The organism is Vibrio sp. J2-4 (assembly GCF_021728155.1).
Lineage (GTDB): Bacteria > Pseudomonadota > Gammaproteobacteria > Enterobacterales > Vibrionaceae > Vibrio > Vibrio diabolicus.
Map to the genome: position 1 here is coordinate 277,580 of NZ_JAKKCN010000004.1, position 23,625 is coordinate 301,204.

At 45.8% G+C, this 23,625-nt stretch carries 31 protein-coding genes; 7 read left to right on the top strand and 24 right to left on the bottom strand.

What is annotated here, in order from left to right; all coding sequences use genetic code 11:
• The first annotated feature begins 3 nt into the window (after window positions 1-3).
• Window positions 4-498: a DUF3299 domain-containing protein gene (locus tag L3V32_RS15790; RefSeq protein WP_012841166.1), complete on the top strand. Its 495-nt coding sequence runs from the start codon at window positions 4-6 to the stop codon at window positions 496-498.
• A 322-nt stretch (window positions 499-820) separates the two neighbouring features.
• On the top strand, window positions 821-1,726 hold the full coding sequence (locus L3V32_RS15795; RefSeq protein ID WP_164666526.1) for a TIGR03899 family protein: 906 nt from the start codon (window positions 821-823) through the stop codon (window positions 1,724-1,726).
• 89 nt (window positions 1,727-1,815) lie between these two features.
• On the opposite strand, the gene cysC is transcribed toward L3V32_RS15795, so the two are convergent.
• From cysC to cobA, 5 genes are all read right to left on the bottom strand, one after another.
• Window positions 1,816-2,433, bottom strand: a complete 618-nt coding sequence (gene cysC / locus L3V32_RS15800) for an adenylyl-sulfate kinase (protein ID WP_005392350.1) — start codon at window positions 2,431-2,433, stop codon at window positions 1,816-1,818.
• Between the two features lie 24 nt (window positions 2,434-2,457).
• Window positions 2,458-4,182 carry an SLC13 family permease gene (locus L3V32_RS15805; protein WP_005392351.1) on the bottom strand — a complete coding sequence of 575 codons (1,725 nt, stop codon included), beginning with the start codon at window positions 4,180-4,182 and terminating at the stop codon, window positions 2,458-2,460.
• A 252-nt stretch (window positions 4,183-4,434) separates the two neighbouring features.
• Window positions 4,435-5,865, bottom strand: coding sequence for a sulfate adenylyltransferase subunit CysN (gene cysN, locus L3V32_RS15810; RefSeq protein ID WP_046874053.1), 1,431 nt, complete (start codon window positions 5,863-5,865; stop codon window positions 4,435-4,437).
• 18 nt (window positions 5,866-5,883) lie between these two features.
• A complete protein-coding gene (gene cysD / locus L3V32_RS15815; RefSeq protein ID WP_005379592.1) occupies window positions 5,884-6,792 on the bottom strand; it encodes a sulfate adenylyltransferase subunit CysD in 909 nt (302 codons plus the stop codon).
• A 59-nt stretch (window positions 6,793-6,851) separates the two neighbouring features.
• Window positions 6,852-7,727, bottom strand: a complete 876-nt coding sequence (gene cobA / locus L3V32_RS15820; protein ID WP_237284670.1) for a uroporphyrinogen-III C-methyltransferase — start codon at window positions 7,725-7,727, stop codon at window positions 6,852-6,854.
• Window positions 7,728-8,002: 275 nt separating this feature from the next.
• Between cobA and cpdB the strand changes: the two genes are divergently transcribed.
• Together cpdB and L3V32_RS15830 are read left to right on the top strand one after the other, a co-directional pair.
• A complete protein-coding gene (cpdB, locus tag L3V32_RS15825) occupies window positions 8,003-9,964 on the top strand; it encodes a 2',3'-cyclic-nucleotide 2'-phosphodiesterase (RefSeq protein WP_237284671.1) in 1,962 nt (653 codons plus the stop codon).
• Window positions 9,965-10,061: 97 nt separating this feature from the next.
• A complete protein-coding gene (locus tag L3V32_RS15830) occupies window positions 10,062-10,640 on the top strand; it encodes a Crp/Fnr family transcriptional regulator (RefSeq protein ID WP_237284672.1) in 579 nt (192 codons plus the stop codon).
• A gap of 52 nt (window positions 10,641-10,692) precedes the next feature.
• On the opposite strand, the gene dbpA is transcribed toward L3V32_RS15830, so the two are convergent.
• Window positions 10,693-12,072 (bottom strand): ATP-dependent RNA helicase DbpA, encoded by a 1,380-nt coding sequence (dbpA, locus tag L3V32_RS15835; protein ID WP_047009023.1) that lies wholly within the window; start codon window positions 12,070-12,072, stop codon window positions 10,693-10,695.
• A 142-nt stretch (window positions 12,073-12,214) separates the two neighbouring features.
• Between dbpA and L3V32_RS15840 the strand changes: the two genes are divergently transcribed.
• Window positions 12,215-12,676 carry a GNAT family N-acetyltransferase gene (locus L3V32_RS15840; protein WP_046874180.1) on the top strand — a complete coding sequence of 154 codons (462 nt, stop codon included), beginning with the start codon at window positions 12,215-12,217 and terminating at the stop codon, window positions 12,674-12,676.
• Window positions 12,677-12,761: 85 nt separating this feature from the next.
• Here the strand turns inward: L3V32_RS15840 and L3V32_RS15845 are convergent, their stop codons facing one another.
• Window positions 12,762-13,358 carry a LysM-like peptidoglycan-binding domain-containing protein gene (locus L3V32_RS15845; protein ID WP_012841171.1) on the bottom strand — a complete coding sequence of 199 codons (597 nt, stop codon included), beginning with the start codon at window positions 13,356-13,358 and terminating at the stop codon, window positions 12,762-12,764.
• A gap of 232 nt (window positions 13,359-13,590) precedes the next feature.
• Between L3V32_RS15845 and L3V32_RS15850 the strand changes: the two genes are divergently transcribed.
• Complete coding sequence (locus tag L3V32_RS15850; RefSeq protein WP_237284673.1) at window positions 13,591-14,211, top strand: FKBP-type peptidyl-prolyl cis-trans isomerase; 621 nt, start codon at window positions 13,591-13,593, stop codon at window positions 14,209-14,211.
• Window positions 14,212-14,364: 153 nt separating this feature from the next.
• Window positions 14,365-14,844, top strand: a complete 480-nt coding sequence (locus L3V32_RS15855; protein ID WP_048626581.1) for a DUF2780 domain-containing protein — start codon at window positions 14,365-14,367, stop codon at window positions 14,842-14,844.
• 135 nt (window positions 14,845-14,979) lie between these two features.
• Here L3V32_RS15855 and rplQ read toward each other — a convergent pair whose 3' ends face one another.
• The 17 genes from rplQ to rplN all read right to left on the bottom strand — a co-directional run bounded on the left by rplQ (window position 14,980) and on the right by rplN (window position 23,535).
• Window positions 14,980-15,360: a 50S ribosomal protein L17 gene (gene rplQ / locus L3V32_RS15860; RefSeq protein WP_005383141.1), complete on the bottom strand. Its 381-nt coding sequence runs from the start codon at window positions 15,358-15,360 to the stop codon at window positions 14,980-14,982.
• A gap of 26 nt (window positions 15,361-15,386) precedes the next feature.
• A complete protein-coding gene (locus L3V32_RS15865; RefSeq protein ID WP_005383143.1) occupies window positions 15,387-16,379 on the bottom strand; it encodes a DNA-directed RNA polymerase subunit alpha in 993 nt (330 codons plus the stop codon).
• 24 nt (window positions 16,380-16,403) lie between these two features.
• Entirely contained in the window at window positions 16,404-17,024 is a 621-nt protein-coding gene (rpsD, locus tag L3V32_RS15870) for a 30S ribosomal protein S4 (protein ID WP_005383146.1), read from the bottom strand.
• Between the two features lie 27 nt (window positions 17,025-17,051).
• Window positions 17,052-17,441, bottom strand: coding sequence for a 30S ribosomal protein S11 (rpsK, locus tag L3V32_RS15875; protein WP_001118870.1), 390 nt, complete (start codon window positions 17,439-17,441; stop codon window positions 17,052-17,054).
• Window positions 17,442-17,459: 18 nt separating this feature from the next.
• Entirely contained in the window at window positions 17,460-17,816 is a 357-nt protein-coding gene (rpsM, locus tag L3V32_RS15880) for a 30S ribosomal protein S13 (protein ID WP_005383154.1), read from the bottom strand.
• Window positions 17,817-17,965: 149 nt separating this feature from the next.
• Window positions 17,966-18,079, bottom strand: a complete 114-nt coding sequence (gene rpmJ / locus L3V32_RS15885; RefSeq protein WP_000868186.1) for a 50S ribosomal protein L36 — start codon at window positions 18,077-18,079, stop codon at window positions 17,966-17,968.
• Between the two features lie 38 nt (window positions 18,080-18,117).
• Window positions 18,118-19,452 (bottom strand): preprotein translocase subunit SecY, encoded by a 1,335-nt coding sequence (gene secY, locus L3V32_RS15890; RefSeq protein WP_005379562.1) that lies wholly within the window; start codon window positions 19,450-19,452, stop codon window positions 18,118-18,120.
• Between the two features lie 20 nt (window positions 19,453-19,472).
• On the bottom strand, window positions 19,473-19,907 hold the full coding sequence (rplO, locus tag L3V32_RS15895) for a 50S ribosomal protein L15 (protein WP_005383155.1): 435 nt from the start codon (window positions 19,905-19,907) through the stop codon (window positions 19,473-19,475).
• A 5-nt stretch (window positions 19,908-19,912) separates the two neighbouring features.
• The gene (gene rpmD, locus L3V32_RS15900) at window positions 19,913-20,089 is read right to left on the bottom strand and encodes a 50S ribosomal protein L30 (RefSeq protein WP_005379565.1); all 177 of its coding nucleotides are present in this window, start codon (window positions 20,087-20,089) and stop codon (window positions 19,913-19,915) included.
• Window positions 20,090-20,096: 7 nt separating this feature from the next.
• Window positions 20,097-20,600 (bottom strand): 30S ribosomal protein S5, encoded by a 504-nt coding sequence (rpsE, locus tag L3V32_RS15905; protein ID WP_004745894.1) that lies wholly within the window; start codon window positions 20,598-20,600, stop codon window positions 20,097-20,099.
• 14 nt (window positions 20,601-20,614) lie between these two features.
• Window positions 20,615-20,968, bottom strand: coding sequence for a 50S ribosomal protein L18 (rplR, locus tag L3V32_RS15910; protein ID WP_005379568.1), 354 nt, complete (start codon window positions 20,966-20,968; stop codon window positions 20,615-20,617).
• A gap of 9 nt (window positions 20,969-20,977) precedes the next feature.
• Window positions 20,978-21,511: a 50S ribosomal protein L6 gene (rplF, locus tag L3V32_RS15915; RefSeq protein ID WP_005392377.1), complete on the bottom strand. Its 534-nt coding sequence runs from the start codon at window positions 21,509-21,511 to the stop codon at window positions 20,978-20,980.
• 13 nt (window positions 21,512-21,524) lie between these two features.
• On the bottom strand, window positions 21,525-21,917 hold the full coding sequence (gene rpsH, locus L3V32_RS15920) for a 30S ribosomal protein S8 (RefSeq protein ID WP_005379572.1): 393 nt from the start codon (window positions 21,915-21,917) through the stop codon (window positions 21,525-21,527).
• 29 nt (window positions 21,918-21,946) lie between these two features.
• Window positions 21,947-22,252 (bottom strand): 30S ribosomal protein S14, encoded by a 306-nt coding sequence (rpsN, locus tag L3V32_RS15925; RefSeq protein ID WP_012841173.1) that lies wholly within the window; start codon window positions 22,250-22,252, stop codon window positions 21,947-21,949.
• A gap of 17 nt (window positions 22,253-22,269) precedes the next feature.
• The gene (rplE, locus tag L3V32_RS15930; RefSeq protein ID WP_005379573.1) at window positions 22,270-22,809 is read right to left on the bottom strand and encodes a 50S ribosomal protein L5; all 540 of its coding nucleotides are present in this window, start codon (window positions 22,807-22,809) and stop codon (window positions 22,270-22,272) included.
• 23 nt (window positions 22,810-22,832) lie between these two features.
• Window positions 22,833-23,150 carry a 50S ribosomal protein L24 gene (gene rplX / locus L3V32_RS15935; RefSeq protein WP_005379574.1) on the bottom strand — a complete coding sequence of 106 codons (318 nt, stop codon included), beginning with the start codon at window positions 23,148-23,150 and terminating at the stop codon, window positions 22,833-22,835.
• 13 nt (window positions 23,151-23,163) lie between these two features.
• On the bottom strand, window positions 23,164-23,535 hold the full coding sequence (gene rplN / locus L3V32_RS15940) for a 50S ribosomal protein L14 (RefSeq protein ID WP_004410450.1): 372 nt from the start codon (window positions 23,533-23,535) through the stop codon (window positions 23,164-23,166).
• Window positions 23,536-23,625: the final 90 nt, after the last annotated feature.

Sequence of the window (23,625 nt, forward strand, 5' to 3'; positions counted from 1 at the left end):
AAAATGTGGAGAAAAATACTCGCAAGTTGCTTGCTGATCGTCTCATTTATAGCACCAGTACTCGCAAGCGAGGAGCCATTAACGCTCGACTGGATTGATCTAGTACCTGAGAAAGAACGCAAACTGTTCGACAGCGTGGGCATGCCAGCTTCTGATCACAGTGGCGGCGCAGCGCAACAGTCTAAAATTGGTAACGTTCGACCAGAGCTAAATGGAAGCCAAGTTAAAATCCCGGGCTTTGTCATCCCGCTTGAAGGTGACGCGAATACCGTCACCGAGTTTTTGTTGGTGCCATACTTTGGAGCTTGTATCCACGTACCACCACCGCCACCAAACCAAATCATTTACGTGAAGTTTCCCAAAGGCGCACCCGTTCAAGAACTGTGGGATGTCATATATGTGGTTGGGGAGTTGAAAACCGAAACGATAAGCCACGAGCTGGCTGAAACGGCTTACGTTATTGAGGGATCGAAAATAGAAGCCTACGACGATATGTAGTTTAAGTCGTTGACATGCATCGGTACACCTAAGGCGTCACATCGGCGCCTTTTTTAGTTCTGTGTTACACGATATAACGAGACAAATACGCTAATACGCCAACATAAATAACCAAAAGAAACGCTATCGACAGGTGCTTTTTTAATTTACCTGCTTCTGAGAACTTCATTGTCCCTCCAAAATAACGATAACAATTTTAACAACTCATTATCATTTTGGATAGCCCTATTCGTTCAAAAACTGAGAACTCCTATCTGGTCGCCTGGTTAGATAAGGTGTAAATTTAAACAAGCGAACAGCGCAGTTCTTGGTAGGAAAATTAATGGCAGAACCGACAAAGCAACCTGTTGTCATCGAACATCAGTCAAACGCACAAAAAAATACGCAACAAGAAAAGAAGCAGGGCTACATCAAAGACAGTGCCAGCAAGGTAAAAACCATTGCCCAAATACACGGTCTTGATGCCTTACTGCAAACCGATCCACCAGCCAAATCCGCGCTTGAAAGAGCCCAACTGCGTGAACAGAGACGCCAAGAACAGCGACAAAAAAACCTAGAGCAGATTTTAAAGCTAGCACACAGTTCATGCCGAGATGAAACTGCCGGAGAGCCCGACCAAGACTGGTTGTATCGTTTTTTTGAAATGGCTCAAGACATCCATAACAGCGCGATGCAAAAGTTATGGGCTCAAGTGATGAAGCGTGAAGTAACAAACCCAGGCTCGACGTCTATGAAAGCGCTCAAAATCCTCAAAGATATGTCACCAAAAGAAGCGCAAACTCTGCAAAGAGCCGCCTCTCTGGCGTGCAGTTTTGGAGGGGATCACAGTCGCAAGCTGTTAATTGGTTATAAAGCGCAAGGAGGAATATTTAGCTTCGGCAAACGAGACATCGCCAACAGCTTAAACATGGGAAGTTTTCAGTTGCCCTATTCAAGTTTGTTGCTGTTGATTGAACTAGGGTTACTGCATAGTACCGAGCTTGAATCTGGCGAAATTGGTATCGAGACGCCATTGATCCTCACCTACCAAGGTAAAAACTTGTCGCTGAACGTGAACAGCAAAGGCGTCCGCCTTTTATATTACCGCTTCACGCCAACAGGCAATGAGCTCTGTACCTTGCTCGGTAACAAACCACATGCCGACTACTACGACCAAATGCTTGCGCTTTTAAATCATAGATTTAGTGTCCATAGTGACGCTAAAAGTACGGTTCATCATACCGTGTAGGCAGTTCGAGAAGCATTTGACCACCCATGATCTAAATGCTTCTTAAGCCGCTCAAAGAGCTTGAGGTCACCAATGATCCAAATGCTTATTTATCGGATCACTGCACGCGACTTAAGCGCTTCCAAGCACAAGTCCACCAGCTCATCGACGCTTTTTTCGCCCGCTGGTAAATCGACTTCCGGATTCTTCGGTGCTTGATATTCAGAATCAATACCAGTGAAGTTAGGAATTTCCCCCGCACGTGCTTTGCGGTACAAACCTTTAGGATCGCGACCTTCGCAGACTTCTAGAGATGCATTGACGAACACTTCGATAAACTCACCTTCTGGCAATAAGTCGCGCACTAGCTGTCGCTCTGCGCGATGCGGTGAAATGAACGCCGACAACACAATTAAGCCGGCATCCGCCATCAGTTTAGCCAGTTCACCAATACGACGAATGTTCTCGCGACGATCCTGTTCAGAAAAGCCCAAATCACTACACAGACCATGTCGCACATTGTCACCATCCAATAAATAAGTGTGGTAACCCAATGCTGCAAGGCGATTTTCCAACGCTCCCGCTACGGTTGATTTACCCGCTCCAGATAAGCCAGTAAACCACAATACGGCAGGTTTTTGCTTCTTTAATTCAGCACGAAACTGTTTATCGACCGAATGCTGGTGCCAAACAATGTTTTCATCTTTTACCGTCGTTTCGGCAGTCATAACGTATCCTTGTAAATATCGGAATTAAAACGGGAAGAAGACCGGAATCAAAGTAAGTACTAATACAGAGTACACAATCGAAATCGGCACACCAATTCTCACATAGTCGGTCAATTTGTAATTTCCTACGCTGTACACCAGCAAGTTGGTTTGATAACCGTAGGGAGAAATAAAGCTCGCACTAGCGCCAAACAAGACCGCCATAATGAATGGCATCGGATCAACGCCATAACCGACCGCCATGCTATAGCCAATAGGAAAAGAAAGCGCAGCCGCGGCATTATTCGTCACCAGTTCAGTAAGCACTAATGTCATGATGTAAGTTGCGACCAAGGCTCCAAACACGCCCCAGCCATTGAACGCTTCAATAAACATCGCTCCCATTCTCTCTGACAAGCCGGAAGAGATCATCAATTGAGCGATGGACAAAGCAGAGCCGACAATCACAACGATATCAATTGGGAAACGGCGGCGCAGTTCTGAAATCTGTACAATGCCAAACGCGATAAGTGCGATAAGATACGCGGCAAGGCCTTTAATAATCGGTACTAGCTCTAATAGCGCACACCCAATTACGGCAGCAAAGCCCAGTAGCACGATGGAGGATTTATTTGTATCAAGCCGAGCGCTAGAGTCCAAATCATGCACTAAAACAAACTCTTTACGATGAGCTCGGCGCTCCGATTCAAAACGCTTCCCCGGAACCAGAACTAACGTGTCACCTGGCGCTAAGGTAATGCTACCCAAACCGCCCTCTAAGCGCTCATGGCCACGACGAATAGCGACAACAACGGCATCAAAGCGATCGCGGAATCGGCTCTCTTTGAGTGTTTTATAGCAAAACGTCGCGGATGAGCTCACCACAACTTCGATAAAGTTTTGCCCATTCAAGTGCTGCTGACCAAAAAGCTTGAGGCCCGGAATTTCTTGCAGGGTCGCGACGCTCTCAACATCACCACAAAACAACAAACGGTCTTTCGCATTGAGTACGAAATCCGGTCCTACAGAGGAAACCGTCACGCCATCTCGTACAACCTCCGCAAGAAACAGTTTGCGTAGCGCACGTAAATTATTCTCGCTGACCGTGCGCCCAACTAACGGTGAACCAGGCTCTACGCGAGACTCGAGAAAGTACGGTAAATCTTCTTGGCTTTGATCATCGTAGTTCGGCAGTAAGTAACTGAGCGGGATAAGAATCAGCATTCCTCCCACCAACACCGCCAAGCCAATCATCGTGGGTGTAAAAAAGCTCAGGCTCGGCAAACCGGCATCTTCAACAAAGCTGTTGATGATTAAGTTAGTCGACGTACCTATCAAAGTTAATGTGCCACCAAAAATGGCCGCGTAAGACAGCGGGATGAGTAATTTCGAAGGCGCATGCTGCTGATTACGCTTAATCGCCCCAATCAATGAGACAACCACGGCGGTATTATTCGTGAATGAAGAGAGCAAGGCCGTTGATACACCGAGCTTAGCGATCACACTACCTAACTGGCCTTCAGAAATACTACGGCTCACCCAACTGATTAGTAACGTTTTTTCTAAAGCACACGATGCAAGAATCAACAGAACCAGAGTCAATAACGAAGAGTTGGTAAAGTTGGAAGCGATCGTGGCTGAATCCATCATTCCCGCCATGAATGCAATAAAAGCGGCACCCGCAAAGACATAACTAGGCTTAATTTTTGTGACAAGTAAACAAGTGATAATGCCAAGCAAAATCGCTAATACAAACCCTTGTTCCCACATAGCCTTTCCTTACCAAATCGCCCAAAGGGCACAACAACGGCTCATTTATCCGTGAGACACCAGACAAACGAGTAAACAGACCAAAATCAGCGCAAGCGAAAAGAACATCAGAATGCTCGGTTTTCTTGGGCTTTACCGAAGCATTCTGGTATTAGGAGAATAACCTAACTGCATTTCGCAACTCAGTTAGGCAGCGACGCCCCAAGCACAACAACAGATAGAATCAGAGCTTATTGTGCTCGGGCGCGCCAATTACTTTTTCAGCAATTGGCTGACGTCTTTTGCTTCCCAGTGTGGGAAGTGTTTACGCACAAGTGCATTCAGCTCAACTTCAAACGCAGAGATGTCCGTCAAATCGCGCTCAACCACCGCGAGGCTTTCTTTGACCATGCCTGCACCGACCGTCACGTTCGTCAGACGATCGATAATGATGAAGCCGCCGGTATCAGCACAATCTTGGTAATTGTCCAGCGCAACTGACTCATTGAGAGACCATTCACACAAGCCAATACCATTCAATGGCAGCTCTGCCGCACTATGAGTTGATAGGTTGTTGATATCATATTGGTGACGAATCGCTTCAACATGGCCCACAGTTTTCTTACCCGCGATTTTGATGTCGTAGTCACGGCCCGGTTGCAGAGGTTGCTCTGTCATCCATACCACATCGGCAAGCAAGTGGTTTGTGGTTTCCACTTGAGCATTGTCTAGGACAATCAAATCGCCACGGCTAATATCGATCTCATCGCTTAAAGTCAGAGTGACCGCCAACCCAGCACGAGCTTCCTCAATATCACCATCAAACGTAACAATGCGTGCCACAGTTGACGTTTTCCCCGATGGCAATGCTTTGATGGCATCACCGACTTTGATCGAACCTGAAGAAATCGTCCCCGCAAAACCACGGAAATCGAGGTTAGGACGGTTAACGTATTGCACAGGGAAGCGGAACTCACCCGCACCTTTTTCTTGATCCACATCGACCGTTTCAAGAAGTTCAAGCAATGACGGGCCTTTAAACCAGCTTAGGTTTTGCCCTTTATCCACCACATTGTCACCTTCAAGCGCCGAAATCGGGATGATTTGAATATCAATATCCCCGGTCAGGTTCTCAGAAAACTTAAGATACTCATCGCGGATTTCTTCAAAGCGCTCTTGAGAGTAATCCACTAAATCCATCTTGTTGATCGCCACAACAAAGTGTTTCAAACCCAGTAGGTTGGAAATAAAAGAGTGACGACGAGTTTGATCAAGAATGCCTTTACGTGCATCAACTAAGATCACCGCTAAGTCACACGTCGATGCGCCTGTTGCCATATTGCGCGTGTACTGCTCGTGTCCAGGAGTATCGGCGATGATGAACTTACGTTTCTGCGTCGAGAAATAGCGGTAAGCTACATCAATTGTGATCCCCTGCTCGCGCTCAGCTTGTAAGCCATCGACCAACAACGCAAGGTCAGGCTTTTCACCCGTGGTGCCCACACGTTGGCTGTCTGAGTGCACTGCCGCTAGCTGATCTTCATAAATTTGTTTTGAGTCATGGAGTAAGCGACCGATTAGTGTACTTTTACCGTCATCTACCGAGCCACAAGTCAAGAATCTAAGTAACGACTTGTACTGGTGTTGTGTTAAATAGCCTTCGATACCAAGCTCGGCTAATTGAGCTTCAACTGCACTGTTCATTATCTTTCCTTAGATCCTTTAGAAGTAACCTTGACGTTTTTTAAGCTCCATCGATCCTGACTGATCGTGGTCGATCGCTCGACCTTGGCGCTCACTCGACGTTGCCACCAGCATCTCTTCGATAATGCCGGTCAAAGTGTTCGCTTCAGACTCGATAGCCCCAGTTAATGGATAACAACCAAGAGTACGGAAACGCACACTCTTCTCTTCGATCACTTCACCCGGTTGAAGCTCCATACGATCATCATCAACCATGATTAGCATGCCGTCGCGTTCAACAACTGGACGTTTGTCAGCGAGATAAAGCGGTACGATCTCGATGTTTTCTAAATAGATGTATTGCCAGATATCAAGCTCCGTCCAGTTCGAAAGTGGGAATACACGAATGCTCTCACCCTTATTAACCTGGCCGTTGTACGTCTTCCATAGCTCAGGACGTTGGTTTTTAGGGTCCCATGTATGGTTCTTATCGCGGAATGAATACACGCGCTCTTTCGCCCGTGATTTCTCTTCGTCGCGGCGCGCACCACCAAAGGCCGCATCGAAGCCATATTTGTTTAGCGCCTGCTTAAGACCTTGCGTTTTCATGATGTCCGTATGCTTTGACGAGCCATGAACAAACGGACTGCAGCCCATTGCTAGACCTTCTGGGTTCTTATGTACCAAAAGCTCAAAGCCGTATTTGGCAGCGGTGCGATCGCGAAACTCAATCATCTCGCGGAATTTCCAGTCGGTATCGACATGCAAAAGTGGGAATGGAATTTTGCCCGGGTAAAACGCTTTACGCGCTAGGTGCAGCATCACTGATGAGTCTTTACCAATCGAATACATCATCACTGGGTTATCAAACTCAGCCGCAACTTCGCGGATAATATGGATACTCTCCGCTTCGAGTTGTTTAAGGTGAGTTAAACGTTGTTGGTCCATGTTTTGTATTTCCTTTTTAAGCTTGAAGGCGCATTACGTCTCTAATCTTTGGTCTGAAATTATATGGAGTTGGCAATAGCACTTTTGTTGAATTCAGTACTAGACAAAAACCAGTCTAACTTTTGAGACAGTCGCACTACCTCTCCGACAACAATCAAAGATGGCGATTGAGCTTCCTTCGATAAATCAGAGAGTTGGGAGAGCTCTCCCGTAAATACTTTTTGTTGAATCTGCGTACCACGCTCAATAATGGCAATCGGAGTCGACGCAGAACGACCATGCTTAATGAGTTGATTCTGAATATAGTGTGATTTCATCAGCCCCATGTAGATCACTAAAGTCTGATTCCCACGCGCCAACGTGGACCAATCCATCTCATCGCTTTCTTCTTTCAAGTGGCCGGTCACAAAGATGGCCGATTGCGCGTAATCGCGATGAGTCAGTGGAATCCCAGCATAGGCCGTTGCGCCAGCTGCCGCGGTAATGCCAGGGACGACCTGAAAACGCACGCCTGCATCAGCAAGCACTTCCAGCTCTTCACCGCCACGACCGAATACAAATGGATCACCACCTTTAATGCGCACTACTTTGTAGCCCTGCTTGGCAAAGTCCACCAATAGCTGGTTCGTCTTCTCCTGCGGCACACTGTGATGCCCAGCTCGTTTCCCAACGCACACAAAAATCGTATCGCTAGGGATCAAGGCCATGATTTCTTCAGACACCAAGTAGTCGTACAAAACCACATCGGCTTGCTGCAAACAGTTCAGTGCTTTCACTGTCAAAAGTTCAGGATCACCCGGCCCCGCCCCCACTAAGGCGACTTCACCAGGCTGTAGCGATTGCTTTGCAAAACGAGTAACACCAGCTACTGAGTTGTCAGAAACTAACCGGGGCTTTGGTTTAGGAAAAGAAGTGACTGAATCGTTCGTTGCCATGTGCTTGCTCATCGTCCATTGATATCGTTATGCAAGCATTATGGCGGGGCGTTTATATTACCTGAAATTCTAAAATTTCATTTTTTATTCAAAAATCTGCTAAGAAGTTTTTGTTTGGTCTCATTCAAAAGCGTGAAAAAGTCGGCGGTTAATATGAATAAGGTTCAGTAAACTGATTTATGTTCACAGTTTTCTGTATCTTTATCATTAAGTTGCACCAGCGTTTGATACATTACGCGGTACGATTCCCCCTTCCCATTGAATTGGAGCACCAAATGAAAGTGGCAGTTCACCCTATTTCCCTCGCAGTGTTAAGTGGCATGCTAACGCTTGCGGGCCCTGCGATGGCCGATACCATCAAGCTTCGTATCATCGAAACCACCGACATTCACACCAACGTGATGGATTACGATTACTACAAAGACCAACCATCACAGCAAATTGGTTTAAGTCGCGCTGCGACCATAGTGAAACAGGCTAAGTCCGAGGCAGAAAACACGGTATTAGTAGATAACGGCGATTTAATTCAGGGCAGCCCAATGGGTGATTACATGGCTGCGAAAGGGATTAACGCTGGCGATGTGCACCCAGTCTACAAGGCGATGAACCAACTAGACTACGATGTGGGCAACATTGGCAATCATGAGTTCAACTATGGCTTAGATTTTCTACAAAAAACGTTGGCGGGCGCTAACTTCCCTTACATCAACGCAAACGTATTTGATAAAAAAACCGGTGAGCATTACTTCAAGCCTTACCTCATCAAAACTCACACCTTTAAAGATACAAACGGCGAAGCGCATCAAATAAAAGTGGGTTATATCGGCTTTGTACCACCACAAATTATGGTGTGGGATAAGAAGAACTTAGAAGGCAAAGTCTTTGCTAAAGACATTAAGGAAACAGCAGAGAAACTGATTCCTCAAATGAAGAAAGAAGGCGCAGACGTGATTGTGGCGATTCCACACTCGGGCATTTCTACTGACCCATACAAGCTAGGCGCTGAAAACTCAGTTTACTACCTCACAGAAGTTGAAGGTATTGATGCGATTGCTTTTGGCCACTCTCACGCGGTCTTCCCAGGGAAAGACTTCGCAAACCTACCTGATGTTGATACCGAGAAAGGGACCATCAATGGTGTAACGTCAGTGATGCCGGGCCGCTGGGGAAGTCACGTAGGTGTGATGGATTTGATGCTGAAAGAGAAAGACGGCAGATGGCAAGTAGTTGAAGGCCAAGCAGAAGCACGCCCTATCTTCGATAAAGTAAATAAGAAGTCATTAGCTAAAGCCGATGAAGGTATTGTGAAAGCGTTAGAAGAGGATCACAAAGGCACTCGTGAATTTGTAAACCAACCAATCGGCAAAGCAAATGATGTCATGTACAGCTTCTTGGCATTAGTGCAGGATGACCCCACCATTCAGATCGTTAACCTTGCTCAGAAAGATTACGTGGAACGCTTTATTCAAGGCGACCCAGATCTCGCTGACATTCCAGTATTGAGTGCCGCAGCACCATTTAAAGTCGGGGGGCGTAAAAACGATCCGAATAACTTTACAGAAGTCGAATCCGGTCAGCTCACCTTCCGTAATGCGGCCGATCTTTATTTATATCCCAACACCTTGGTCGCGATGAAAGTGAAAGGTAAAGAGGTTCGCGAATGGCTAGAGTGCAGCGCGGGTCAATTCAACCACATCGACATCAACAATCCTGAACCGCAATCTTTGATTGATTGGGATAATTTCCGTACGTACAACTTCGATGTCATTGATGGGGTGAACTACCAGATCGATGTTACTCAACCGCCGAAGTACGATGCAGATTGTAAAGTGATCAATCCAGGTTCACAGCGTATCGTGAACCTGACTTACAACGGTAAGCCAGTTGATCCAAAACAAGACTTCATCATCGCAACCAATAACTACCGTGCTTATAGCAATACCTTCCCTGGTACGGGCCCAGACTTTATTGCGTTTGACGCACCAGATGAAAACCGCTCTGTCGTCGCCGCTTATATTTCTCGCGTGAGTGAAGAAAAAGGTGAAGTGACACCAAGCGCTGACAACAACTGGTCTTTCGCACCGATTAAATCCGATAAAAAGCTAGATATTCGCTTCGAAACGTCTCCTAGCGATAAAGCGGCGCAATTCATTAAAGATAAAGGTCAATACCCAATGAAACGTGTCGCGACTGACGACATTGGTTTCGCGATTTACCGAATCGATCTGAATAAGTAAGGCTGATTTGACAACAACGCTAAGCGGCTCTCATGAGCCGCTTTTTTGTTATCAATAAAACCCGTTAGAATAAAGAAAACCGTTTCTGAGTTATCACATGCACAGCGATCTTTTTTCAGACTTAGTCAATCATGGCTTCTTAGACACAGAAGCAAACCAACTTATCGAAAATGGTGAGTTACTCGAACTGCCTACGCGCCACATTCTTAACCACCAAGGAGAGTTTAGCTCGCACCTTTACTTCATTATTGAAGGGTTATGCCATGCAAGCTATCTCACTGAGCAGGGCAAAGAGTTCAGTAAAGAGTTTTATTGGGAGAAAGACTGGGTTATCGGCTTTGAGAGCATAATTAAGAACCAACCTTCGCCTTACTTATTGGAAACGCTGAGCGCTTGTCTGCTATTTTGCTTACCAATTGAAACGCTGCATCAATGGCGAGCAGAAAAGCACGCCATTTACTTAAAGCTACTCGAAAACCAACTGGTTAATAAAGAGAACAAAGAACGCTTTATGCTGCTCTATTCGCCAGAGGAACGATACCAATTATTTTGCGCCCACTACCCAGACTTAAAGCTACGTATTACCGATAGCCAAATAGCAGCTTATCTTGGGATCACGCCTATCAGTTTGAGCCGAATTAAAGCGCGCTTAACTAAAGATCACACATCCAAGTAAACTCGAAAAAGAAAAGGCTCTTCAAACGAAGAGCCTTTCTATGCTATTTAAGCTATTTAAGAAGCCGCGCCCGGAACTGACGCCCTTTCATCTTGCCATTACTAATGGTTTGTAGAGCCTTTTTGGCAGCTGACTTCTCGACCGCAACGTAGGCGCGCATCGGGAAAAGGTGAATCTTGCCAACTTGAGAGCCTGGGATACCATTTTTTCCCGTCAGACACCCTAAGATATCACCCGGTCGTACTTTCTGTTTCTTACCGCCATCAATGTTAATCGTCACCATCTTCGCTTGGTATGGCTGCTGATTTGATTTGGCAGGCAATGTTGCTGGTACCACGTCCATATCCAGGTATTCTTCAATACGAGCTACACGCAAACCGTCTTTCTCTCCAAAGAAGCTGAACGCCAAACCTTTACTACCCGCACGGCCTGTACGACCGATACGGTGTACATGAACCTCAGGATCGCGTGATAGCTCAAAGTTAAAGACTGCATCAAGGTTATCTACGTCCAAACCACGCGCCGCGACGTCTGTTGCGACAAGGATAGAAACACTCTTGTTAGCAAACTGCACCAATGCCTGATCGCGTTCACGCTGTTCTAAGTCCCCATGGATATCGATAACGCTGAACCCTTTGCGATGCAACTCATCTGCGACACTTTGCACTTCTTTTTTGGTATTGCAAAAAACCACCGCGGACTCTGGTTGGTGAGTCAGTAGCAAGTTCGCCAACGCTTCATCACGCGCTTCCGAACCTTCAACTTTGTAGAAATGCTGAGCAATGCTTGAGGTATCGTGCGTCGATTCCACCTTAATGACTTCAGGCGTCTGCATAATACGCTGCGCAATTTGCTCAATTTTCTCCGGGAAAGTAGCACTGAAAAGTAGAGTTTGACGCTGCTTTGGCGCTGCATCAATAATCGCATCTAATGCGTCTTGGAAACCCATGTCCAACATGCGATCAGCTTCATCCAACACCAAGGTATTCAGCTCGCTAAGGTTAATGCGGCCTTTCTCAAGGTGATCCAAAATACGGCCAGGTGTGCCGACTAGGATATGCGCTCCATGCTCCAGCGAACCAATTTGTGGCCCCATTGGCATCCCACCGCAGAGAGTAAGCACTTTAATATTATGAATGCCACGACCTAAAGTACGAATTTCCTTCGCGACTTGATCCGCAAGCTCACGAGTTGGACACAATACTAATGACTGGACACGAAAGCGTTTGACGTTAAGGTTCGATAAAACACCCAAACCAAATGCAGCGGTTTTACCTGAGCCCGTTTTACCCTGCCCGATGACATCACGATGTTTTAGGATTGCAGGCAAACTCAAAGCTTGAATTGGCGTCATGTGGGTGTAGTTCAGGGAATCAAGTGTGGCGAGTAACGCTGGGTTTAGCCCGACTTGATCAAAAGTTTGTTTGCTCACGGGAATATCCTCAGGTGAGATGAAAAGAGGGCACATTATCACCAGATTTGGTGGGAAAACCAGTGATAATTAACCTTTGTTAATGAGTATGAGTACAAAACAAAGTAAAGTCAGTCACTCTACTCTCATGACGGATGACAACATGCTCACTTGGATTACTTTGCCCTTTGCTCAACTGACAACCACACAATTGTATACAATGATGAAATTACGTGTGGATGTATTCGTCGTTGAACAAACCTGCCCTTATCCTGAACTGGATGGCAAAGACACACTGGAAGGTGTTTATCATCTAATAGGTTACCACGGTGATGAACTTGTTGCTTGCGCACGATTGCTACCCGCTGGCACGACGTATGACAATGTAAGCATTGGTCGAGTCGTCACCAAACAAACTGCGCGTGGTGATGGTCTGGGACATAAGTTGCTGAAAGAGGCATTAACACAGTGTGAAATATTGTGGCCAGGACAGACGATTGATATAGGAGCTCAAGAGCATCTCATCCAGTTTTATGCGAGTCATGGATTCAAAGTTATTTCTGATCGCTACCTAGAGGATGGTATTCCACATGTGGATATGCGAAAAGAAGCCGTAGCGATATAACGCGTTCATTGCTAGGTTAACTAATTCAAAGATAGATAAACTAAAAAGACGCGATACCTTCGCGTCTTTAGCTCATTTGAAGCATCTACTTGTTGCGCCCAAAGGTCCCATCCGATAAGCGGAAAAACATGACGGACCGGCCGCTTTTTTCTAGTTGCAGCATATCCAACTCGCCTTCATCGCTAAGCTTAAAGCGAATCAATTGTCCTTGTTTAATTTGGCTCAGCGGCTTATCACTGCCTTCGATTTTTACTAGAGCGCTAAGATCCGCCATCGAGAGCTGATTACTTCTGAAAACCTGCGCTAACGTGTCGCCATTTTTAACCGTGTACTCTTTCCAGTCTTCGGATTTCGGCCCAGAATTCTTAGAGGTTCTTTGCTGGCTTAAACTCTGTGCGTTCAGCTGAATCGCTACGCGCTGATGATCGACCTCAGCTTGCTCAACTGATTGTTCAGTTTTATTCGGCAAAGGAATAACAAGGAGTACCAGAATCAATGGTACTAAAACCATCAAAGCTCGCTGATGGAATTTCGGTAGGCGCAGCCAAAACTGCTTAACTGGCTGTATACGCTCCAACCATTGCTCTTTGTTGAACGGCTGCTTCCAGTCGATAGCAGCGAATTTTTGTTTAACCAATTCGACATAGTCGACTTGCTGCTTTTTCTTTCTGCGACGATTCATTTTAATGAGTCCCTTAATACTTCTACTGCCAGTATAAAAATACCGACGCGGAGAGTATATGTTTTTCACTAAACTAAAATGGAATTTGGATTAAATTAGCAGAAATTTCACTTGGAGTAAGAGATAAGTCACACCCTGGCCGCCTCAATTAAGCATTCAGTCGCAATCATTTAAACCTAAGCTCGAAACTGATATCCTGTTGCCTTTATCACTCCTAACAAGAGCGACATTCATGTCTGAAATTAAATTTGAAACTGCAGAACAAAAAGCAAGCTACGGCATTGGTCTGCAAATGGGTCAGCAACTTGCAGGTTCTGGTCTTGAAGGTCTTAGCGTTGATGCTATCGCAGCGGGTATTGCAACAGCACTAACTGGTGACATGCCATCAATCGAAATTGATGAAATCAACAAAGCACTACAAGAACTTCACACTCGTGCAGAAAACGCTCGCCAAGAAGCAGCGAAAATTGCAGCAGCAGAAGGCGAAGCGTTCCTAAAAGACAACGCACTACGCCCTGAAGTTAACGTTCTAGACTCTGGCCTTCAGTACGAAATCATTTCTGAAGGTACTGGTGCAGTTCCAACAGCAGAAAGCTCAGTTCGCGTTCACTACCACGGTGAGCTAACTGACGGTACTGTATTCGATAGCTCTGTATCTCGCGGTCAACCAGCTGAATTCCCTGTTACAGGCGTAATCAAAGGCTGGGTAGAAGCACTACAACTAATGCCTGTTGGTTCTAAGTGGAAACTATACGTACCACAAGAGCTTGCGTACGGTGAGCGTGGCGCTGGTGCAGCTATCCCTCCATTCGCAGCACTAGTTTTCGAAGTAGAACTACTAGATATTCTTTAATTGAAACCATTTTCAATTATGATTTAATAAAACGGCGCATTAGCGCCGTTTTTTTGTCTAAACTGAATAGACTTTCTCACCTCTAAACCTTTCATTCTGATAGCCTTTAAAACAATAAAATCACGTTAAAAACGCTCAACCTTCGGAGGTACTATGCGTAAAACACTCCTGACTCTGGCACTCTTATCAATGAACATTGGTAGTGCACACGCATTCTTAGATTCCGTCACGCAAAAAAGTAAAGAAAGTGGCCTAATGGATATGGTAGGTAGTAGCCTGAACACTGAATCATCTCCATTGACAGACATGCTAACTAGCCAATTACCTGTATCTACAGAACAAGCGGCTGGAGGTAGTGGCGCACTACTCGCTTTGGCTCAAAGCCAGCTTTCACAAGAAAATAGCAGTGAATTACAGTCTTTGATTCCTGGGCTTTCAAACTTGCAAGGAGCACAAAGCTTACTGGGGAATATTGAGAATATCAGTGCAGTAAAAAGTGCATTCGATACGTTGGGTTTAGATCCCTCTATGATCAGTCAGTTTGCTCCAGTAATTCTGGATTACTTGAACAAACAAGGCGCCAGCGAGGGGCTTCTAAGTTCGTTGGGCGGGTTGTGGAATAGTAGTAAATAAGCGCAAGTGATAATCACTTTTTAAATTGCCAGTCTGCATGGAGTAAAATAAATGCAGGCTAGATATAAAGATTTACTGAATCGCAGATACAAAAAAGCCGAGCTAACGCTCGGCTTTCTCGTTCTTACGAACTGATTACTCAGCAGCTTCTTCAGCAGCTGGGCGATCTACAAGCTCAATGTAAGCCATTGGAGCTTTATCACCAGCACGGAAGCCAGCTTTTAGGATACGAGTGTAACCGCCCTGACGAGCAGCAAAACGTGGACCTAGTTCGTTAAATAGTTTTGCAACTACTTCGTTGTCACGAGTACGTGCAAATGCTAGACGACGGTTAGCAACACTGTCAGTCTTAGCTAGTGTAATCAAAGGCTCAACTACGCGACGTAGCTCTTTTGCTTTTGGCAAAGTAGTCTTGATAACTTCATGACGTACTAGAGAGCTAGCCATGTTGCTGAACATCGCTTTGCGATGTGAGCTGTTGCGGTTGAGTTGACGACCACTCTTACGATGGCGCATGACCTAATCCTTCTAACTAGTATCGATTAATCTTCAGCGATTGATGCAGGTGGCCAGTTTTCTAGGCGCATGCCCAGAGACAGACCACGTGACGCAAGTACGTCTTTAATCTCAGTAAGAGATTTTTTACCAAGGTTAGGCGTTTTAAGTAGCTCAACCTCAGTACGTTGTACTAGATCACCGATGTAGTGAATCGCTTCTGCTTTCAGACAGTTAGCAGAGCGAACTGTTAGTTCAAGATCGTCTACAGGACGCAGTAGGATCGGATCGAATTCTGGCTTCTCTTCTTTCTCCTCAGGAACTCGTACATCACGAAGATCTACGAATGCATCCAATTGTTCAGCTAGGATTGTAGCTGCACGACGGATTGCTTCCTCAGGTTCTAGAGTACCGTTTGTTTCCATATCGATAACAAGCTTGTCTAGATCAGTGCGCTGTTCTACACGAGCTGCTTCTACAGCGTAGGCAATTTTGTCTACTGGGCTGTAAGTAGCATCTACTAGTAGGCGACCGATTGGACGCTCGTCTTCTTCGTTATGGATACGCGCAGAAGCTGGAACATAACCACGACCACGTTCTACTTTAATACGCATTGCGATTTCAGCGTTGTCATCCGTTAGGTGACAAATAACGTGTTCAGGGTTAGCGATCTCTACATCACCATCATGGGTGATGTCACCTGCAACCACAGGGCCCGAGCCTGATTTGTTCAAAGTAATGAACACTTCATCTTTGCCTTCAGCAACACGCACTGCCAAACCTTTAAGGTTTAGAAGGATTTCAAGAATATCTTCTTGTACGCCTTCTTTAGTGCTGTACTCGTGAAGTACGCCTTCGATTTCTACTTCTGTCACTGCACAACCAGGCATAGAAGATAGAAGAATGCGGCGAAGTGCATTACCCAGAGTATGACCAAAGCCACGCTCTAATGGCTCAAGAGTTACTTTTGCGTGAGTCGAGCTGATTTGTTCGATGTCAACTAGACGTGGCTTAAGAAATTCTGTTACAGAACCCTGCATTGTGTCCTCTCTTTAGTTTAAACCTTACTTAGAGTAAAGCTCGACGATCAATTGTTCGTTGATGTCAGCTGATAGATCAGAACGCTCAGGCATACGCTTGAATGTACCTTCCATCTTGCCACCATCTACTTCAATCCAAGTTGGTTTTTCACGTTGTTCAGCAACTTCTAGAGCCGCTTTAATACGAGCTTGCTGTTTAGCTTTCTCGCGAATAGAAACAACGTCATTAGCCGCTACTTTGAAAGAAGGAACGTTTACAACTTTACCGTTTACTAGGATAGCTTTGTGGCTAACTAGCTGACGTGCTTCTGCGCGAGTTGCACCAAAGCCCATGCGGTAAACTACGTTATCAAGACGACCTTCAAGAAGCTGAAGTAGGTTTTCACCAGTGTTGCCTTTTAGGCGAGCAGCTTCTTTGTAGTAGTTACGGAATTGTTTTTCTAGAACGCCGTACATACGACGTACTTTTTGCTTCTCACGAAGCTGAACGCCATACTCAGATAGACGACCGCGACGAGCGCCGTGTACACCTGGTGCGTTATCAATTTTACACTTGGTATCGATCGCGCGAACACCAGACTTAAGGAATAAGTCAGTGCCTTCACGACGGCTAAGCTTCAGCTTAGGACCCAAATATCTTGCCATGATTCTTCTCCAATTGTCCTAGAAACGTTATACGCGACGTTTCTTAGGTGGACGACAACCGTTATGAGGGATTGGTGTAGCATCAACGATGTTTGTGATGCGGAAACCAGCGGCGTTTAGTGCACGAACAGTAGATTCGCGACCTGGACCAGGACCCTTAACCATAACTTCCAAGTTCTTTAGGCCGTATTCTTTAGCCATTTCAGCACAACGCTCAGCAGCAACCTGTGCAGCGAACGGAGTAGACTTACGAGAACCACGGAAACCAGAACCACCTGCAGTAGCCCATGCAAGAGCGTTACCTTGACGGTCAGTAATGGTTACGATTGTGTTATTGAAAGAAGCATGGATGTGCGCAACGCCATCTGCAACTTGCTTGCGTACGCGCTTACGAGCGCGAGTTGGTTGTTTAGCCATTGTACTCTACCTTCCCGATTATTTCTTGATCGGCTTACGCGGACCCTTACGGGTGCGAGCGTTGGTTTTAGTACGCTGTCCACGTAGTGGTAGACTGCGACGATGACGAAGACCACGGTAACAGCCAAGGTCCATAAGACGCTTGATGTTCATAGATACTTCACGACGTAGATCACCTTCTACAGTGTACTTAGCTACACCATCACGCAGTTGATCGATCTGCTCTTCAGTTAGTTCACTGATCTTAACATTTTCAGCAATACCCACTTCAGCTAGGATAGCTTGAGAGCGAGTTTTACCGATGCCGTAGATCGCTGTTAGAGCGATTACTGCATGTTTCTGATCAGGAATGTTAATGCCTGCTATACGGGCCATTATTCACTCCTAAGTGTTTCTATAAAAGAATTAGCCGCAGCAAAGCCCGTTATGGATACGCTGCGGAATACTACTTCTTTTGCACGCAAAAGGTAGGCCGAGGAATATACTCGACCCAACCTTCATTTTCAAGTAAAAATTTCTGCTAATTAGCCTTGGCGCTGTTTGTGCTTTGGCTCACTGCAAATCACGCGAACGACACCGTTACGCTTGATTACTTTACAGTTACGGCAGATTTTTTTAACGGAAGCACGAACTTTCATTGCTAAACTCCGTAAATGAAACTGAGTCTACCGCCGGATTAACGGCCGTAGCCTTTCAGATTCGCTTTCTTCAACACAGAATCATACTGTTGAGACATCAGATGAGTCTGTACCTGTGCCATAAAGTCCATAATTACAACAACTACGATTAGTAGCGATGTACCGCCGAAGTAGAAACGTACGTTCCACGCGACCATCATGAACTCGGGAATCAGACAGATAAAGGTAATGTACAGTGCACCAGCAAGGGTTAAACGTGTCATTACTTTATCAATGTACTTCGCTGTCTGCTCACCTGGGCGGATACCGGGTACGAATGCACCAGACTTCTTCAAGTTATCTGCTGTTTCACGCGGGTTGAAAACCAACGCCGTGTAGAAAAAACAGAAGAAGATAATTGCTGCTGCATAAAGCATTACATACAACGGTTGACCTGGGCTAAGAGCCAAAGACACGTCAGTTAACCAACCGAACGCGCTGCTCTCGCCGTTTTGACCAAACCACTGAGCCAATGTTCCTGGGAACAAGATAATGCTTGATGCAAAAATCGCTGGAATTACACCTGCCATGTTAATTTTAAGAGGCAGATGCGAGCTTTGTGCAGCAAATACTTTACGACCTTGTTGACGCTTCGCGTAGTTAACGACGATTCGGCGTTGACCACGTTCCATGAAAACAACGAAGTAAATGACTGCAAAAGCTAATACCGCGATTAGCAACAGAAGAAGTACATGCAATTCACCTTGACGCGCTTGCTCGATTGTTTGACCGATTGCAGAAGGCAATCCAGCAACAATACCTGCAAAAATCAGTATCGAAATACCGTTACCAATTCCTCGCTCTGTAATTTGTTCACCTAACCACATTAAGAACATGGTACCGGTTACTAAACTTACGGTAGCAATTAGCGTAAACATGGTTTGGTTGATAACAACCAGATTGTCGACCATGTTTGGTAGGCCAGTTGCAATACCTATAGCTTGGAAGGTTGCAAGTACAAGCGTGCCGTAGCGTGTGTATTGGCTGATCTTACGACGGCCTGCTTCACCCTCTTTTTTGAGTTCAGCTAACGCTGGATGAACTACAGTTAGCAATTGGACAACAATAGATGCCGAAATATACGGCATGATGCCCAATGCTAATATAGATGCACGCTCAAGAGCACCACCGGAGAACATGTTAAACATTTCAACGATGGTACCTTTTTGCTGTTCGAACAAATCGGCAAGTACAGCAGCGTCAATACCAGGAATCGGCACAAAGGAGCCGGCTCGGAATACTAAAAGTGCACCAATTACGAATAACAAGCGCGACTTTAGTTCACTTAAGCCGCTCTGAGCACTACGAAAATCTTGTCCTGGTTTCTTAGCCATCTGTACCTCGTTCCTCGAGATTATTCCTCGATTTTACCGCCTGCAGCTTCGATTGCAGCTTTAGCGCCTTTAGTCACACGTAGACCTTTCACAGTCACTGCTTTGTTGATTTCACCAGAAAGAACAACTTTTACAAATTCGATGTTCTTAGTGATGATGTTAGCAGCTTTAAGACTGTTTAGATCAACTACGTCACCAGAAACTTTCGCTAGCTCAGCTAGACGAACTTCAGCAGACACTAGGCTCTTACGAGAAGTGAAACCGAATTTTGGTAGACGTTGTTTCAGAGGCATCTGACCGCCTTCGAAACCTGGACGAACACTGCCGCCAGAACGTGATTTTTGACCTTTGTGACCACGGCCACCAGTTTTACCTAGGCCTGAACCGATACCACGACCTACTCGCTTCGCAGAAGTTTTCGCGCCAGCAGCCGGTGCTAGAGTATTCAAACGCATTCTGATTACTCCTCAACTTTAACCATGTAGTAAACCTTGTTGATCATACCGCGAATACACGGAGTATCTTCAAGTTCTACTGTGTGGTTGATTTTACGAAGACCTAGACCGCGCAAAGTAGCTTTGTGCTTTGGCAGACGACCAATTGAGCTTTTAGTTTGAGTTACTTTAATAGTTGCCATGGTGTTCTTACTCCGAAATAGATTCAACAGTTAGACCACGTTTAGCAGCAACCATTTCTGGTGACTTCATGCTACCTAGTGCATCGATCGTTGCACGAACGATGTTGATAGGGTTCGTAGAACCGTACGCTTTAGATAGTACGTTGTGTACACCAGCAACTTCTAGTACTGCACGCATCGCACCACCTGCGATAACACCAGTACCTTCTGCAGCAGGCTGCATGTAAACTTTAGAGCCCGAATGGCGACCTTTCACTGGGTGGTGAAGAGTGCCTTCGTTTAGAGCGATCGTAGTCATGTTACGACGCGCTTTTTCCATTGCTTTTTGAATCGCTGCAGGTACTTCACGAGCTTTGCCGTAACCGAAACCTACACGACCATTACCGTCACCAACTACTGTTAGTGCAGTGAAGCTCATGATTCGACCGCCTTTAACCGTCTTAGATACGCGGTTAACTGCGATTAGCTTTTCTTGCAAATCATTCGCTTGAACTTGTTGTTCTTTAGCCATCTTCCAACCCTACCTTAGAATTTCAGACCAGCTTCGCGAGCAGATTCTGCTAGCGCCGCTACTCGACCGTGGTATTGGAAACCAGAACGATCAAATGCAACTGCAGTTACGCCCTTCTCAAGAGCGCGCTCAGCAATAGCTTTACCCACTGCTTTAGCTGCATCAACGTTACCAGTGTATTTCACTTGCTCACGGATCGCTTTTTCTACAGTAGAAGCTGCTGCGATAACCTCAGAGCCGTTAGCCGCGATAACCTGTGCGTACACGTGACGAGGAGTACGGTGTACAACTAGGCGAGTCGCACCCAGTTCTGCAATCTTACGACGTGCACGTGTAGCACGACGGATGCGAGATGCTTTCTTATCCATAGTGTTACCTTACTTCTTCTTAGCTTCTTTAGTACGCACATTTTCATCTGCGTAACGAACACCTTTGCCTTTGTATGGCTCAGGCTCACGGTAAGAACGAATGTCAGCCGCAACTTGACCAACTAGTTGCTTGTCAGCACCAGTGATCACGATTTCAGTTTGGCTTGGACATTCAGCTTTAATACCCGCTGGCAACTCGTGCTCAACTGGGTGTGAGAAGCCTAGTGTTAGACCTACAGCGTTGCCTTTGATAGCAGCACGGTAACCTACACCTTTAAGAGTTAGCTTCTTAGTAAAGCCTTCAGTAACACCAACAACCATGTTGTTAACTAGAGCGCGAGCAGTACCTGCTTGAGCCCATGCGTTAGCAACACCTTCTTTAGGACCGAAAGTCAGGTTATTTTCTTCCTGAGCGATTACAACTGCATCGTTAAGAACGCGAGTTAGTTCGCCTTTCGCACCTTTTACAGTGATTTCTTGGCCGTTTAGTTTCACCTCTACGCCAGCTGGAATAGCGACAGGTGCTTTTGCAACACGAGACATAGTCTACTCCTTATTAAGCTACGTAAGCGATGATTTCACCACCAAGACCTGCTTTACGTGCAGCGCGGTCTGACATAAGACCCTTGGAAGTTGAAACGATAGCAATACCAAGACCACCCATTACAGAAGGAAGTTCATCTTTCTTCTTGTAAACACGTAGACCTGGACGAGAAACACGTTTAAGTTGCTCGATTACTGGTTTAGCTTGGAAGTACTTAAGTGTAACTTCTAGCTCAGGTTTTGCTTCGCCTTCAACAGCGAAGTCAACGATGTAACCTTCAGCTTTTAGTAGTGCAGCAATTGCAACTTTAAGCTTTGAAGAAGGCATTTTTACAGCAACTTTGTTTGCTGCCTGACCGTTACGAACGCGGGTCAGCATATCCGAAATCGGATCTTGCATGCTCATATGATTTACTCCAAATGATTAAGTGGCAATTACCAGCTAGCCTTACGAAGACCCGGAATCTCGCCTTTCATGCAAGCTTCACGAACCTTAATACGGCTTAGACCGAACTTACGTAGGTAACCGTGTGGACGACCAGTTTGGTTGCAACGGTTGCGCTGACGTGATGCACTTGAATCACGTGGAAGAGATTGCAGTGTAAGAACCGCGTTCCAACGATCTTCTTCAGATGCGTTTACATCGCTGATGATAGCTTTTAGCGCTGCACGCTTTTCAGCGAACTTAGCTACTAGCTGTGCACGTTTAGCTTCACGTGCTTTCATTGATTGTTTAGCCATAACAGTAACCCTTCACCTTACTTACGGAATGGGAAGTTAAAGGCAGCCAGCAGAGCACGGCCTTCCTCATCAGTACCAGCAGACGTCGTAATAGTGATGTCTAAACCGCGTACACGATCAACTTTATCAAAGTCGATTTCCGGGAAGATGATTTGCTCGCGAACGCCCATGCTGTAGTTACCGCGACCGTCAAAAGACTTAGCGCTAACACCACGGAAGTCACGTACACGTGGAAGAGCGATGTTAATTAAACGCTCAAGAAAATCCCACATACGTTCGCCACGCAAGGTTACTTTACAACCGATAGGGTAGCCTTCACGGATTTTGAAACCTGCAACAGATTTGCGCGCTTTTGTGATAAGTGGCTTTTGACCAGAGATCGTTGCCATATCAGACGCTGCATTTTCTAGCAGTTTCTTATCGTTGATTGCTTCACCAACACCCATGTTTAGGGTGATTTTCTCGATTCTAGGGACTTGCATGACGCTTGTGTAACCGAACTGTTTGGTCAGTTCAGCGACTACAGACGACTTGTAGTAATCATGCAGTTTCGCCATAGTAGAACTCCAAATTACTTCTATTAGTTAGAAACGGTTTCGCCGTTAGACTTGAAGAAACGAACTTTTTTGCCGTCTTCAAAACGGAAACCGATACGGTCAGCTTTACCAGTAGCTGCGTTGAAAATCGCCACGTTAGAAACGTCGATTGCTGCTTCTTGCTCTACGATACCGCCTTGGATACCCATAGCTGGAACAGGTTTCTGATGCTTCTTAACTAGGTTGATACCTTCAACGATAACTTTACCAGTTGCTAGAACCTTAGTTACTTTACCTTTCTTGCCTTTGTCTTTACCAGCAAGAACGATTACTTCGTCATTACGACGGATTTTAGCTGCCATTTCTACGTGCTCCTTACAGAACTTCTGGAGCCAGTGAAACGATCTTCATGAACTTATCGCCACGAAGTTCGCGTGTCACAGGACCAAAGATACGTGTACCGATTGGTTGCTCAGTATTGTCGTTTAGCAATACGCAAGCATTTCGGTCGAAGCGAATGACAGAACCGTCAGGACGACGTACGCCTTTACGGGTGCGCACTACCACCGCCTTCAGAACATCACCTTTTTTAACTTTACCGCGAGGGATTGCTTCCTTCACAGTAACTTTGATGACGTCACCGATATGTGCATAACGGCGGTGAGAGCCACCCAGAACCTTAATACACATTACGCTGCGTGCGCCTGAGTTATCAGCTGCGTCCAGCATACTTTGCATTTGGATCATGTTAGTGCTCCGCTAAATATTAATAACTAGACCCATCACGGGTCGGGCTGCCTCTTTAAAAGGGACGCGAATTGTACCACCCTTTTTTGT